Below are 13,483 nucleotides of genomic sequence, written 5' to 3'. Positions count from 1 at the left end.
GCCGACCGGTGGTCCGCAGCATCCAGAGTCTGAACAGACGAAAGAAGAAGGAACGATGACCATCCCGACAACCCTCTTTGGCATCAGATACGACACTCAGGATGCGGCCGTCTCGGCCGACTTCTGGGCGGCCCTCCTCAGGCGCACGGTGAACCCGGGGGCGAGCAGTGAATCGGCATCGATCGCGCCGGGCGACGACCCGTCGAGTGGGCCGACGCTGATGTTCCATCGGGTGCCCGAGGCTAAGACGGTGAAGAACCGCATCCACTTCGACCTCGTGACGACCGCGTTCGATGCGGAGCTTGCGCGGGTGGTCGGGTTGGGTGCGACCGTGCGCGCTTCGTTCGAGGCGTGGACGACGCTTGCAGACCCCGAGGGCAACGAGTTCGACCTCATCCGCGGCTGAACGCGGCGGGCGGGACGGGCCGGGGCTTTGGACAGATCTGTTCGACATCATCGATCATGGCCAGGACGTCAGTGACTCCCGCAACGCAGAAGCCGTCGGCGCGCGACCGCCTGCTGGCGGCATCCGATGAGCTCTTCTACAACGAAGGCATCCACACGGTCGGTATCGACCGGGTCATCGAGAAGGCGGGCGTCGCGAAGGGCTCCCTCTATTACATCTTCGGGGGCAAAGACCAGCTGATCGAGACGTACCTCTTCAACCGTCACCAGGCGTGGATGGAGGTCGTGCAGCGGGGAATGGATGCGGCCGACGATCCGCGGTCGAAGATTCTGGCCGTGTTCGACGAGCTCGGGACGCTGGTTGCTGCGCCCGGGTTTCGGGGGTGTGCGTTCATGAACGCAACCGCGGAGGCGTTGCCGGGGAGCCCGGAGGATCTGGCGGCGGGGAAGTTCCGGGGGTGGGTTCACGAGCTGTTCGGTTCGCTGGCCGTTGCGGCGGGTGCTGTCTCACCTCGCGTGCTCGCCGACCAGCTCGTCGTGCTGTACGACGGGGCGAACACTACGGCGCAGATGGACAGGACGGCGGCGCCGGCGGAGGTTGCGAAGGGGATGGCGCGGATGGTGCTGGACTCGACACTGTACGACTCGGAGTAGGCCCGTCGCCTGGCGATGTGGTCCCGAGAGAGCCTCAGGTAATTCCGATCGGCGGACTAGAATCGACCCATGACCGAGCAGGCAGGTGCTGTTGTTGATGAGCGGGTGTTCTACCGCGACATCAAGCCGTACGACGCGCCTGAAGAGCTGTCTCAGCTCCACGGGCCCGCAGAGGGTCTCATGGCGCTCCCGCTGAACGTGTACTGGGGGCCCGCTCACAGATTCGATCTCAACAACGAGTCGGATGTCGTTGAGGCCTACCAGGCGGCGCTCCGAGAGGGGCGGGTCAAGGATCAGGCCGAGATTTTGAACCCTGGCCTGCTGGTTTCGATCTGGCCTGAGTTGCTGTTGCCTGCTCGTGTCCGGGTGCTTTGGGAGAATCGTTTTCCGGTATTGGCCGCTGCGTGAGCGACGATCTTCAGCTGCAATGGGATCTCACGCAGCTTGCTCTGACCGCACTGCGAGATCACGCGTTTGCGCTTGCCGGCTCTGGTGCAATTCGGGAGCACGGCTTCATGAATCGGCCAACGCAAGACGTAGATCTTTTCACGAACGACCCCGATCCCGAATCGTTCGAGTCCGCGGTCGACGGGTTGGTGCTGGAAATGGAAATCACCGGCTTGTCAGTGGAAAATGTGCGTCGGGCTCCTCGATTCGCACAACTGCGCATTACCACCACGACGGGTCACTCAGTCGACATGGATCTCGCAGTCGATTGGCGCCAGCAGGATCCCGTCGCTCTCGCCGTCGGGCCAGTGTTAAGCGTTGAGGACGCGGTCGGCAATAAGGTGAGCGCCCTGTACTCGCGGGCTGAGGCGCGCGACTACCTCGACGTCGATGCGATTCGCTTGAGCGGTCGGTTCACGGATGCTCAGCTTCTCTCGGCCGTCGCTGAAAGGGATGCGGGCTTTGACTCGCCCACCTTTGCCGGCCAGCTGGAACAGGTGATCCGCATTCGGCCAGATCGCGTCGAAAGGTACGGCGTCAGCGCTGAACAACTCGAAGCGATTGGGCAGCGCTTTGTTCTCTGGGCGGCGGAGATCCGCTCGTAGCTTCGGTTCTCGACCCGCCTGGTCTGTCTTCAGGCGAGTGGTCGTTCGCGACCGGGCGGTCGCGTCGAGTAGCGGAGGCTGCGATGTGAGACTTTGACGGCAAAGGAATGGCCTAGGACGCGACCAGGATGCTGGACGATGAAGGTCGGGCCGCCACGGGCGCTGACCCGTGGCTGCAACAACTCGGCACGCGGCCACGTCGGCATGGGAGTGGCGACGCTGTGCCCCGGCAAGCTGCTGCATGGGAGGCGCGAGCCCGGGCATCCAGATTTCGCCACCTGCAGCGAGTTGCGGGTGATGGCTTCGCGTACCTCCTAGCCCCGCCATGAGCACGATCAGCACGATTCCGAACGCAACGGAGCCCTCGGAACGTGAACGACGAGGGCTCTGACAAGTCACTGAAGTTGATCTGATCAATTAGTCGAGAGCCAGTGCGACAAGTTTTCCGGCGGTCGGAGATGTCGACAGGCGCAGGAGACGTTTGTGTTTCGCGACCTGGCGTTCTGCAATTCGAAGTGTCCGGGGATACAAGTCGGCGCTCATAATGAAGAGGTGTTCACCCCCACGCGCGCGGCCGCGCTCGAAGCCCTCGCCGATTTCATTCCCCGCGCAGGGTCGCAGTACGCGCGCGACAGGAACATCGACGCGGGACCGGGTCGCGACAACGTCTCGTCGCTCTCGCCGTATCTTCGGCACCGGCTTCTGACCGAGCGCGAGGTCGTTGCCGCCGTGCTCGAGCAGCACCGACTCTCGTCGTGCGAGAAGTTCGTGCAGGAGGTGATGTGGCGCAACTACTGGAAGGGCTGGCTCGAACAGAATCCCGAGGTGTGGATGCGCTACCGCCGTGATGTCGACGAACTCGCGCAAGCCGGCGAGACCGAGAGCACGGCGTATCGTGATGCCGTCACCGGGCACAGCGGAATCGACGCGATGGATGCCTGGGCGCGCGAACTCATCGAGACTGGCTACCTGCACAACCACACGCGCATGTGGTTCGCTAGCATCTGGATCTTCACGCTGGGCCTGCCGTGGCAGCTGGGCGCCGACTTTTTCTACCGGCATCTGCTCGATGGGGATGCCGCGTCGAACACGCTGTCATGGCGGTGGGTGGCCGGGCTCCAGACAGTCGGCAAGACGTATCTCGCGTCCCAGTCGAACATTTCACGGTTCACCGAGGGCCGATTCTCGCCGGAAGGGCTGGCTACGACGGCACGAGCTCTGGTGGAGGATCCGCTGCCGGCGCGCTCGGCTCTCGCACCGCCGGAGCCGAGTCCCGGCGGGCGACAGTGGGGGTTGCTTCTACACGAGGAAGATCTGGATGGGCCGAGTCTGCTGGCTGAGCATCCGTTGGTCGGCGCCAGCGGCCATGCCTCGACGCCGGTCACCGTGCCCGTGGCTGTGGCCGGCTTCGCCCGAGCCGACGACCGGTCGCCGTTGGGTGCGTCAGAGGTCGTGCGCGAGTTCACCCGGTCGGCCCTCCTCGATGGGGTGGGGCGAGCCCAGTCGCCCGTACCGCGCGAGCAGCCACGCGTTCTGGCCGACACGTTCTCTTCGACGGTTCTCGAGTGGGCGGCTTCGGAGAAGGTGGATTCGATTGTGGTGCCGTTCGCTCCCGTCGGGCCGGTTCGCGAGCGGATCGACACTCTTCGGGCGGTCGTCGCTTCGGAGGGGGTCACGCTGACGACGCCTCAGCGGCGGTGGGACACGCTGGCGTGGCCGCACGCATCGCGCGGGTTCTTTCCTTTTCGGGAACGTATTCCGAAGTTGCTGGCGCAACAGGGTCTCTGACGACCGTCAGGCGTGCGCCGTCGACGGAGTTGCAGAGCACCCCAGCGCCGGAAGATGACGTGGATGACGCCCTGGGGGCGACCTCGGTGGTGACGGTGTAGTCGGATTCGAGTCCGACGGTGACCCCGTCGTCGCCTGCGATGACCGTCTGGCAAGCAACCTCCGGGACGTCTTTCGCGACAATCCGAAAGTGGCGCCGACGCTGCAGCGCATGGGCTGATGGGTCGGGATGCGCGCGCCTTCCTGCCTTCGTATGTGCTCATGTACGGATCGGGGCGAGAGGCGTAGCGTAAGCGACATGACGATTTCGCTCGGCTACCAGATTCCCAACTTCAGTTACCCGGGCGGCGTCGAGTCGCTGTTCGACACCGTGGTCGCCCAGGCGCGCGAGGCGGAGGCGAGCGGGTTCGACACGGTTCTCGTGATGGACCACTTCTACCAGTTGCCCGGCATCGGCACGCCCGACCAGCCGATGCTGGAGGCATACTCGACGCTGGCGGCGCTCGCGATGGCGACCAGCAGCATCAAACTCTCGGCGCTCGTGACCGGCAACACGTACCGCAACCCGGCATTGCTCGCGAAGACGGTCACGACGCTGGATGTCATCAGTCACGGGCGCGCGATTCTCGGCTTGGGAGCGGGCTGGTTCGAGCTCGAGCACGACCAGCTCGGGTTCGATTTCGACACGTTCACAGAGCGGTTCGAGAAGCTGGATGAGGCTCTGCAGATCATCCACCCCATGCTGCGTGACGAGCGGCCTGAGGTGACCGGCAAGTGGTACCGGGCGCACGGGGCGATGAATGTGCCGCGGTATCGCGAGATTGTTCCGATCATGCTGGGCGGGCAGGGCGAGAAGAAGACGTTCCGGCTGGCGGCCAGGTACGCCGATCACATGAACATCATCTGCGCGCTCGAAGACCTACCGCACAAGCTGGAGGTTCTGAAGCAGCGTTGCGAGGAGATCGACCGCGACCCGGCGACGCTGAAGACGAGCTACCTCGCCAGTGCGGGGGTCGTCGAAACGCAGGCGGAGGCGGATGCGATTCTGCAGGCGCTGCCCGAGGAACGGCGCAGCCGTGCATTCATCGGCACGGCAGACACGATTGCCGAGCGGGTGAAGAGCGAGATTCTGGATGCTGGGGTCGACGGTGTCGTTCTGAATGCGCCGCTCAATGGCCATGTGCCCGGTGTGGTGACGGCGTTGGGTTCAGCGTTGGCCCCGTTGGTTCGGGCGTAGGGCGGGGTTTTTGGCAGCGGGCGCTGGGCCGGAGGGCGCGGTGAAGGCGACTCCCACCGACATTGCACTGATCTGCGAGAGTCTGCCCGAGGTCGAGCTCGGAATCTCGTGGGGCGACCGGCCGACGTACAAGGTGCCGCGGGGGCCGAAGGGCAAGGGCTTTCTGCTTTACCGGGCTCCGGGGAAGACGGCCATCGATCTGGCAAGCGGCGAGCCGTACACCGACCTTCTGGTCATCTCTGTCGCGGATGAAGAAAGCAAGCGTGCGCTGGTTCAGGATGCTTCGCTGCCGTTCTTCACGATCGAGCACTTCACGGGATACAACGCCGTGCTGGTGCAGCAGAGCCGGCTCGGTGAGATCGAGCGCGAACGCCTGGTCGAGATCGTGACGGAGGCGTGGGCCGCGAAGGCGCCCGCGAAATTGGTGGCGGAGTACTTCAGCGGCCGGTGAATCGCGCGGAGGGTTGCTCCGCTGGTCAAGCTGGTGGGCCGGTCGGTTAAAGGAACTCCGGCCCGAAGACGAGTCGGGCACGCTCCAGTCGAGCCGTCCGCAGTAAGCCTGTTGTTCGAGAGCCGAAGAGGCTTGTCTCGATCTTCGGGAAGTTGGCGCGAAGATACGCAACCTGCTCGCCCAGTGGCCGCCCATTCGGTTCCATATGCGTGTCATCGAGAACGGAATGCCACACATCCATGTCGAACTGGACTTCGGTGTCACCTACCAGCAACGACCATTGCCCGCGATCGGCGGTGATGACAACGACTAGGTCTGACTGGCCGCCGAGAATGCCCTGTTGGTCGGTCGTTGTCAAGAAAGTGGCTTTGCGCCATGACAGACCGCGACCTTCGAGGAAGGCGACCGCAGCGCAGATCGCGTCCGGAGCGCCGGAAAGATCCATGAAAGCTCGAGTGAACAGTCTACGAAAGTAGGGACGTTCTCTCATGAAATCCAACATGTATTCGCATGCCTCATATTCAGTCCGGAAGGTCACTTCTCCGGTCCGCCTTCCCCGCTCGGAGTAATAGACGGCCCAACTCGAGTAACGTCCTCGATGCACATCATCTCGCTGGGTAGTCCACCCTGAAGGCTGTAGGTTTCGGGGCGAAACTCCCTTTGGAGTATCTGTTCCAATCGTGCGAGGTTCAATTGCTCACTCGGTTGCTAGGTGGGGTCGTGAAGCTGGGGTCCGAAGCATCGCCCGATCAACGAAGGCCCGCACTAGCCACGTCCGAGCACTCTTGCGCGATAGAGGTCGCCCAAGGCGTCGAGCGCTGGCTTCAGCTTCGGTTGGTCGCGAATGAGTTGCCCGATACTTGAGGTCAGGAACGCGACGTCGTGTTCGATGGGCGTAGGGGAAGGAAGGGTTATGTCGCCGACTGAGGCCTGCTCCCAATATCGAATCGGACGCTGCACACAATCACCGATCGCCATAGTGAGCAACCAGCGGTTGTATTCACGCTGAAGCTCAATGTTGGCCCCTCCAAGTGATCCGACGTAGAGGGAATGACCTCCGTCACTCGCGACGAGGTTGAGCGCGCCGCCCGCTTCCTTGATCCACGTTTCGAATTGGTGCAGCGCAGCCGGAGCTTTGTCTTCCATTTAGTGCACCATCTCAGTTCGGTCAGCACTGACACGATAACCGAGCCTTTCGAGGTAGCTGATCTCATCGGCGAAATAACTGCCCTCGAAGCCTTCCGCGCCCGGGTTTGAAGCCAGGTATATGCGGTCTCCTGAGGCAACAGCCTTATCCAGAAATGAATAATTTCGGAGCGCGATCTCGTTAGCGCTCATTCCCTCCCAAGCGTCTCCGAGGTTGAACGCCTTGGCTCCAGTTGAGCCAGCGGCCTCGACGTATGCGGGAAACCGTCCTAGCACAATCGCACTCGGGACTGAGCCCAGGGCGTCAGTCGTCACTCCAACTGACGAAGTCGTGAACCTCGGCGAGGCAGAGAAGACTCCACTTGTGGCGGAAGAGCCAAAGGTGGCGGCTGAGGCATAGCCAGCGAGAATAAGAGAGAGCCCGGACCTCATGGCGTTGGCGAACGACTGATTCGCTCCGAACAGCGACTTGACCCAGTCCGGCTGGTTAGCCAAATTTTTAGCCGCGAGTTGCTGGGCGATGGCATCGTTGATGGCCCACTGGACGGGGTCAGAACTGACCACGGCCTTCCATTGGTATGCCTTCGGCGAGGCTGCGGGCTGCGCCTTCGGGTCGTTGGTGTGGCGGTTCTGCAGGTAGACCGTCGAGGCGCAGGGGTTGTAGGTGAAACCGCAACCAGCAGCATCCTTCGTGCCGCTTCCGTAGAGCGACCTCGAGAGGGCGGATGCAACGGCCGAACTGACGGTGACGCGGTTGCCCGTGTTCAGGACTGCCTCGTTGCGAGCTGGCGCGTAGGACGGGTAGCCGCTGGACGAGTAGTTGCCGGCGCCGCTCTGCTGCACGCCGGTGACCGAGACGATGCCGGTGGGGTTGTAGGGACGGAAGCCGAGTTGGTCGGCCATGGTGGCGGGGTTGTTGGTGACGAAGGCGTAGCGGTGGAGCGATTGGGGGTCGGTGAGGAGGCCGCGGGCGGCATCGGGAGAGAGCCAGCTGCCGGTTGAGGGGTCGTACTGGCGTGAGAAGTATGAGGAGAGACCCGAGGTGGGGTCGGCGGGCTGGCCGCCGAACCCTGCGACTGCGTTCCAACCTGAGGTCTCGAAGGAGGCCGTACCGAAGTCGTCGTAGGCGGCGAGCTGGGTGACGGATCCGCCGACGGCCTGGGCGGCGACCGAGCCGAGGCGGTCGAGGAGGTTCCAGCGGGTGCCGGTGTCGGCGGTCTGCAGGGTGGAGGCTTGCACGGCGATGCTGCCACGGGCATCCAGAACCTGCGAGGTGGTGCCTGAGGCGGGGTTGGTCTGCTGCACGATCGAGGTGCCCGACCAGACGGAGGTGGTGGTCTGGGTGCCGAGGGGAGTGTTGTCGGTGGCGGACTGCTGGCGGCCGAGGCCGTCGTAGGCGTAGGAGGTCTGGCGTCCGTCACGGGTGGTGCCGGTCATGCGGCCAGCGTCTGACCAGGTGTAGGCGGTGGTGACGCCGGAGGTGGTGGAGGCGGTGCGCTGGCCGTTCGCGTCGTAGGTGTAGCTCGAGGGGGTGGAGCCGGTGGTGGCGGTGAGCTGGTTCAGGGCGTTGAAGGTGGCGGTCTGCGAGAGGGCGGGGGCGGGCACGCCGGTGCCGGAGGCTGGGATGGCCGGGGGTGTGGATGCCGCGGAGGTGCGGTTTCCGGCGGCGTCGTAGCCGTACCGGGCCGTGGCGCCGTCGGTGGAGGTCGAGCCGGTGAGGCGGCCGAGGGGGTCGTAGCTGTCCTGCTTTGTGACGGACTGCTGCTGGGCGGGGGTTGCGGTGGTGGAGAGTCCGGCCGCGAGGGTGCGGGTGGCGGAGGTGACGTCCCTGTTCGCGTCGTAGGCGTAGGCGAACGAGAGGGTGCCGCCGTCGGCGACCGGGTTCGGGGGTGTGGGGGTGGTGTGGTGGCTGAGGTAGTCCGAGGGGTCGAGGCCGGTGGGGCCACCGCTGCCGGGCGATGCGGGCGCGGGCGCTGGGGCCGGTGCAGGCGCGGGCGGCGAGGGTGGCCCGGGTGCGGGCAGTTGGTTCCGGATGCCCGTCACCCGGTTCGCGGCGTCGTAGGCGCAGGTCGTGGTGAGGCCGGTGCTGCGGGATTCCGAGGCGAGGTTGCCCGCCGCATCCCAGCCGTAAGAGAGTGATCCCCACGGTGAACTCTGCGCGAGCGGGCGACCTGCCTTGTCGTAGGTGTAGCCGATGTGGTCGCCGGTGGGGAGCGTCAGGTCGGTGAGCCCGCCCGATGCGTCATAGGTGTACCCGACTCGCGCTCCGGACGCGTCGATCTGCGACAACACGCGGCCGGCGGGGTCGTACGTCCAGCCGGTGACGCCCAGGGCGTCGGTCATCGCGATCGGTTGGTTGGCCTTGTCGTACGCGAACGAGGTTGAAGATCCGTCGGCGTACGAGGTCTTCTGCAGGTTGCCGAGCGAGTCGTAGGTGTTGAGCGTGGTGCGGCCCGCGGCATCCGTCGCCGAGGTGAGCTCGCCCAGGTTGTCGTAGGCGTAGCGCCAGGTGTTGCCGGCCGCGTTCGTCTCGGTGAGGGGGCGGCTGTTCGGGTCATAGGTGAAGGTGGTGGCGTGGCCGTTCGGGTCCGACGACGAGGCGAGGTTGCCGACGGCGTCGTAGCGGTAGCGGGAGGTGACGTTCGCAGTGGCGGTCGAGACGGGGTCGGATGTCGCGTTCTCGACGACGCTCGTCAGCTGGCCTGCGGGGTCGTAGCCGTAGTGGGTGACGACGCCGAGCGGGTCGGTCAGGGTGGTCTGGCGTCCGGCCGCGTCGTAGCCGTAGCGGGTGGTGTTGCCGAGGGCGTCCGCGGCGGAAGCGACGGTGCCGGCGGGAGTGTAGGCGCGGGTCTGGGTGTGGCCGTTCGGATCCGTCACGGCCACCGATCGGGCATCCGCGTCGTAACTGTAGGAGGTGGCGGCGCCGAGGGGGTTCGTGGCGGCGGTGACGAGTCCGCGGGGGTCGTAGCGGGCGGTCGAGGTGCGTCCGAGAGCGTCGGTCGCCGAGGTGAGGTGGTCGGCGGCGTCGTAGGCGTAGGTGACGGTCGCACCGGTGGGGTCGGTCGCGGTGCGGATGTTTCCGGCCGCGTCGTACGAGAACCTGGTCGTGCGCCCGGCGGGGTCGGTCGTGGAGGAGACGTTGCCGGCAGCGTCGTAACGGAAGGTGGTTCGGTCGCCGGCCGGGTTCGTGATCGCCGTGCTGCGGCCGAGCAGGTCGTAGGCGTAGGAGGTCGTGTTGCCCGCGGGGTCGGTGCGCGCGGTGACACGGCCGAGGGGGTCGTAGGAGGTGCGGGACGTATTGCCGAGCGGGTCGGTGCTGGCGGTGACGCGGCCCAGGCCGTCGAAGGTCTGCGTCGTCGCGGCGCCGCGAGGGTCCGTCGCCTGCGTGACCTGGCCGAGCGGGTCGTACGCGCGCTTCCACATGCCGCCGTTCGGGTCGGTCACGGCGGTTGCGCGATCCAGGCGGTCGAGGGTGAAGGCGGTCTTCGCGCCGACGGGGTTTGTGGTGCCGACGAGGGCGTCTTCGCGGTTGTATGAGTAGGTCGTCGTTCCGCCGCCGGGAGCGGTGACGGTCGCCAGGCGGAACAGCGCGTCCCAGCTGTACGAGGTGACCGCGCCCGCCGGATCGGTCGACGTGAACACGTGACCGTTGCCGTCGTAGGTGTAGGCGGTGACGCCGCCGACCGGGTCGGTCACTGCGGCAAGGTTGCCGGCGCCGTCGTAGCGATATGAGGTGGTCGCCCCGAGCGGGTCGGTCGAACTCGCGACCTGGCCGGTGCCGTTATAGGCGTAGCTGGTCGAGTGGATGTTCGGATCCGTCACCCTCGTCAGGTGCCCGTGCCCGTCGTAGGCGTACTGCGTCTTCTGGCCGCCGGGGGCTGTGGTGGAGAGGAGGTTGCCCGCGGCGTCGTATGTGTTCGAGACGGTGAATCCGTCGGGGAGATGGATGCCCGTCACCTCGCCGCGCGGGTCGACGTCGTAGGTCGTGGTTCGCGCCGATCCGCCCGCGCCGCCCTGGTCGGTGACACTCGCTACGCGATCGGTCGGGGTGTATGTGTACTGGGTGGTGGCGGCATCCGGAGCCACGATCTTCGTGACGTTTCCGCTCGCGTCGTAGGTGTACGCGTACCGGTTGCCGGCCTCGTCGGTGTAGGCGGTGACGTTGTTGGCGGCGTCGTAGGCGTACCGTTTTGTGCCGCCCTCGGCGTCGGTGACGGAGGTGACACGGTGCGCGGCGTCGAAAGCGAAGACGCTCGCACGGCCCTCGTTGTCGGTGTAGGTGGTCGTGCCTCCGCCGGGAGTGGCGGCGTAGGCGAAGGTGCGGGTGTTGTTCTGCGCGTCGAGCTGCTTCACGACGCGCCCCTCGGCGTCGTAGGTGTTGCGCAGGTAGGTGACGCCGAGTGGATCCGTCGCGGTGAGGAGACGGTGGGCGGCGTCGTAAGTGAAGGTGCGGGGCGATGTGCCGGGCCCCCCGCTGCCGGGGTACGTGATGCCGGTGAGGTTGCCGGCGGCGTCGTACGCAAAACCCCAGGAACGGGCATCCGGAGCGGTGAGCGAGGTGATGCGGCCCTCGGCGTCGCTGGCGGCACGGATGATCTGCCCACTGGTGTCGATGATCGTTGTGATGGGCAGGAACTGCGCCGTCGGGCTCGGGGTGCCGTGGGCCACGTCGTAGCCGTTGCCCGCGAGGTCGCGGTACGAGGAGAGTTCGCCGATGCCCTCGGGGTCGGTGGCGTCGAAGATCCACGTCTGGCCGTCAGCGCTCGTGAGCGTGAGGCGGCCCGCGGTGTTCGTGAGGGTCTGGTGCTTCGAGGGGTCGCCGTCGTAGCCGCCGGCCTTGTTCGGAGTGAACGTGTACGAGGCGCCGTCGCCCCGCACGATCATGACGGATGCATCGTTGAAGACCTGTGCGTGGGCGCCGACGCCGAGGGACCAGCCGGCTCCGCTGCGGGTGAGCCGGCCATCCTGGGAGTTGTAGGTCAAGCCGAGGTCGAGGCTTTCGCCGCCGTTGCCGGGCAGCGTGAAGAGCGGCTCCTCTTCGAGAAGGTTGCCGGTCGAGAAGGAAACGGGCTCTGAGCCGTACAGCTGGTAGTTCTGCTTGCCGAGATCCGACCAGGCGGCCCTCTCGGCGGCAGTCGGCGGGCTCGGGAATCCGGCTGCGGCGGGGGAGAGGCAGTTGTATCCCTTCGAGACCAGATACTGGCGGAATGCGTCGGCGACGCCGGCGGCGACCTCATCCATGTGCTGGTCGACAATGGGCCAGTCGTAGTTGTTGTCGAGGTTCAGGGCCTCGAGGTGGATGTACGTGCCGGGGTTCGGGTCGAACTCCTTCTGCGGGATGTTCTGGGCCGGGATGGGTGCCCAGCTCGCCGACGGGCGGGTCGTGTACATCGGCAGGGTGTTGTTGAGGTAGTCGCCGACCGCGTCGGAGTCGGCGAGGCCGTTGCTGAAGACCTTGGAGCCGCCGGAGGTCGGCGTGACGCCCCAGGCGTGCCCGACGGGCGCGTCGAATGCGAGGGTCGCCGTCAGGGCGGGGTTCTGGGCCGCGGCGAAATCTGCACGTGTCTGGGCGTCGACGACGGGAGTGCCGGGGTCTTCGCGGGTCAGCTTCACGGTCGCGAGGCAGGCGTTCTGCAGCAGCGTCTTCACCCCGTTCGCCAGTGCGATGTTGTACGGCAGCTCGGAGTCGACCTTCGCCGGGCTGCTGGTGTGCGCGACTCCGTCGTCGGGGTCGAGCACGATGACCGGGCCAACGGGAGCGATGTACGGCTTGCCGATGACGACGAACTGGGAGAGGTGTCCGGATTCGCCGATGACGGTCTGGGTGGCAGCGTCATAGTGGGAGGCGAGGGGGATCCACGGGTCGCCGGCGTTCTCGCGGGTGAAGATCTGCAGCGAGGCGGGGTCGAGTTTCGCTGCGGCGTCAGGGTCGACGCCCATCGCGATGGTGACGCCGGGGCTCACGTGCGTGACGCCCTGCGGGCCGGCGGCGTCGGTGTCGGCAGGGTTGGTGCCGGGGGCGATGGTGGCTGGTGTACCCGCATCGAGCGACTTCGACCTCGCGTCAGGATCGTTCGACCGCCGGCTCGGCTCGGCCGCACCCACCGGCGCGGAGGCACTCACTAGTTCCGAGGCGCTGGCGGGTGCGATCGGCGCGGTGGCGGCTGCGGTCGGTGGGTCGGAGAGGGCAGGGCCGCTCACGTCGCGCCTGGTCACGACCCGCCCCTGCGGGTGGGCGGATGCCGAGGTGGGCTCCTTCGTCACCTCGGCTTCGATCGACGTGACCTCGGCGCCGGCGTCGTCGTGTGCGGTGACTCGCACGGGTGCCGACGCGACCACTCCCGCCGTCTCGGAGGCTGCGCTCGCGGCCGTGCCGCCGGGCATCCGTGAGACGGTGACCGACAGCTCAGCGTCGGACTTCTTTCCACCGAACGTGACGGCGGTGTCGACCGCGTCGGCCGTGACGGTGGTGCCGTCGCCCGCGCGCAGTGTCGCCGATGCGACCTCCTCGTCGGCCGGCGCGGAGTCGGGCTGGCCCGGATCGGTGTTGGTGCCCGCAGCCGCCGCGATCACCTCGGCGAGGGTCGCTGTGGCGAGAGTCCGAGCGCGTTCGGAAGCAGATGCCTCGGCCGGCGTGAGCGCGCCCGTCAGCACGAGGGCGAGCACGGTCAGCAGGCCGAGGCCGGTTGTGCGCACGCGGCTGTGGATGCTGCGTCGGCGGTTCGTGGAGACATTCGGTGTCGGTGCCAT

At 66.3% G+C, this 13,483-nt stretch carries 11 protein-coding genes; 8 read left to right on the top strand and 3 right to left on the bottom strand.

Features of this window, described 5'->3' with window-relative positions:
• Window positions 1-55: 55 nt before the first annotated feature.
• The 8 genes from FB464_RS07350 (at window position 56) to FB464_RS07315 (ending at window position 5,587) form a co-directional block, all read left to right on the top strand.
• Window positions 56-406 (top strand): VOC family protein, encoded by a 351-nt coding sequence (locus FB464_RS07350; RefSeq protein WP_116414439.1) that lies wholly within the window; start codon window positions 56-58, stop codon window positions 404-406.
• 71 nt (window positions 407-477) lie between these two features.
• The gene (locus FB464_RS07345; protein WP_211347324.1) at window positions 478-1,059 is read left to right on the top strand and encodes a TetR/AcrR family transcriptional regulator; all 582 of its coding nucleotides are present in this window, start codon (window positions 478-480) and stop codon (window positions 1,057-1,059) included.
• Window positions 1,060-1,128: 69 nt separating this feature from the next.
• Complete coding sequence (locus FB464_RS07340; protein ID WP_116414441.1) at window positions 1,129-1,467, top strand: transcriptional regulator; 339 nt, start codon at window positions 1,129-1,131, stop codon at window positions 1,465-1,467.
• Window positions 1,464-2,111: a nucleotidyl transferase AbiEii/AbiGii toxin family protein gene (locus FB464_RS07335; RefSeq protein ID WP_246092963.1), complete on the top strand. Its 648-nt coding sequence runs from the start codon at window positions 1,464-1,466 to the stop codon at window positions 2,109-2,111. Before FB464_RS07340 ends, FB464_RS07335 begins: the two co-directional genes overlap by 4 nt.
• 138 nt (window positions 2,112-2,249) lie before the next feature.
• A complete protein-coding gene (locus FB464_RS07330; protein WP_142206641.1) occupies window positions 2,250-2,429 on the top strand; it encodes a hypothetical protein in 180 nt (59 codons plus the stop codon).
• 234 nt (window positions 2,430-2,663) lie between these two features.
• Window positions 2,664-3,899 (top strand): FAD-binding domain-containing protein, encoded by a 1,236-nt coding sequence (locus tag FB464_RS07325; protein ID WP_116414442.1) that lies wholly within the window; start codon window positions 2,664-2,666, stop codon window positions 3,897-3,899.
• Between the two features lie 298 nt (window positions 3,900-4,197).
• Window positions 4,198-5,136: an LLM class F420-dependent oxidoreductase gene (locus FB464_RS07320; protein ID WP_116414443.1), complete on the top strand. Its 939-nt coding sequence runs from the start codon at window positions 4,198-4,200 to the stop codon at window positions 5,134-5,136.
• Window positions 5,137-5,176: 40 nt separating this feature from the next.
• Window positions 5,177-5,587 (top strand): MmcQ/YjbR family DNA-binding protein, encoded by a 411-nt coding sequence (locus FB464_RS07315; protein ID WP_116414444.1) that lies wholly within the window; start codon window positions 5,177-5,179, stop codon window positions 5,585-5,587.
• A 46-nt stretch (window positions 5,588-5,633) separates the two neighbouring features.
• Here the strand turns inward: FB464_RS07315 and FB464_RS19750 are convergent, their stop codons facing one another.
• The 3 genes from FB464_RS19750 to FB464_RS07300 all read right to left on the bottom strand — a co-directional run bounded on the left by FB464_RS19750 (window position 5,634) and on the right by FB464_RS07300 (window position 13,483).
• Window positions 5,634-6,032 (bottom strand): hypothetical protein, encoded by a 399-nt coding sequence (locus FB464_RS19750; RefSeq protein ID WP_170151896.1) that lies wholly within the window; start codon window positions 6,030-6,032, stop codon window positions 5,634-5,636.
• Between the two features lie 320 nt (window positions 6,033-6,352).
• Window positions 6,353-6,733 carry a hypothetical protein gene (locus FB464_RS07305; protein ID WP_116414445.1) on the bottom strand — a complete coding sequence of 127 codons (381 nt, stop codon included), beginning with the start codon at window positions 6,731-6,733 and terminating at the stop codon, window positions 6,353-6,355.
• Complete coding sequence (locus FB464_RS07300; RefSeq protein ID WP_116414446.1) at window positions 6,734-13,483, bottom strand: RHS repeat-associated core domain-containing protein; 6,750 nt, start codon at window positions 13,481-13,483, stop codon at window positions 6,734-6,736.

It is taken from the genome of Subtercola boreus (assembly GCF_006716115.1).
GTDB classification, from domain to species: Bacteria; Actinomycetota; Actinomycetes; order Actinomycetales; family Microbacteriaceae; genus Subtercola; species Subtercola boreus.
This window is presented reverse-complemented; position numbering and strand designations above follow the sequence as displayed.

Coding starts and splice junctions, on each gene's coding strand:
- FB464_RS07305 (WP_116414445.1), bottom strand. CDS start 6,733: ATGGAAGACAAAGCTCCGGCTGCGCTGCACCAATTCGAAACGTGGATC.
- FB464_RS07330 (WP_142206641.1), top strand. CDS start 2,250: ATGAAGGTCGGGCCGCCACGGGCGCTGACCCGTGGCTGCAACAACTCG.
- FB464_RS07350 (WP_116414439.1), top strand. CDS start 56: ATGACCATCCCGACAACCCTCTTTGGCATCAGATACGACACTCAGGAT.
- FB464_RS07300 (WP_116414446.1), bottom strand. CDS start 13,483: ATGGCACCGACACCGAATGTCTCCACGAACCGCCGACGCAGCATCCAC.
- FB464_RS07340 (WP_116414441.1), top strand. CDS start 1,129: ATGACCGAGCAGGCAGGTGCTGTTGTTGATGAGCGGGTGTTCTACCGC.
- FB464_RS07320 (WP_116414443.1), top strand. CDS start 4,198: ATGACGATTTCGCTCGGCTACCAGATTCCCAACTTCAGTTACCCGGGC.
- FB464_RS19750 (WP_170151896.1), bottom strand. CDS start 6,032: ATGGATCTTTCCGGCGCTCCGGACGCGATCTGCGCTGCGGTCGCCTTC.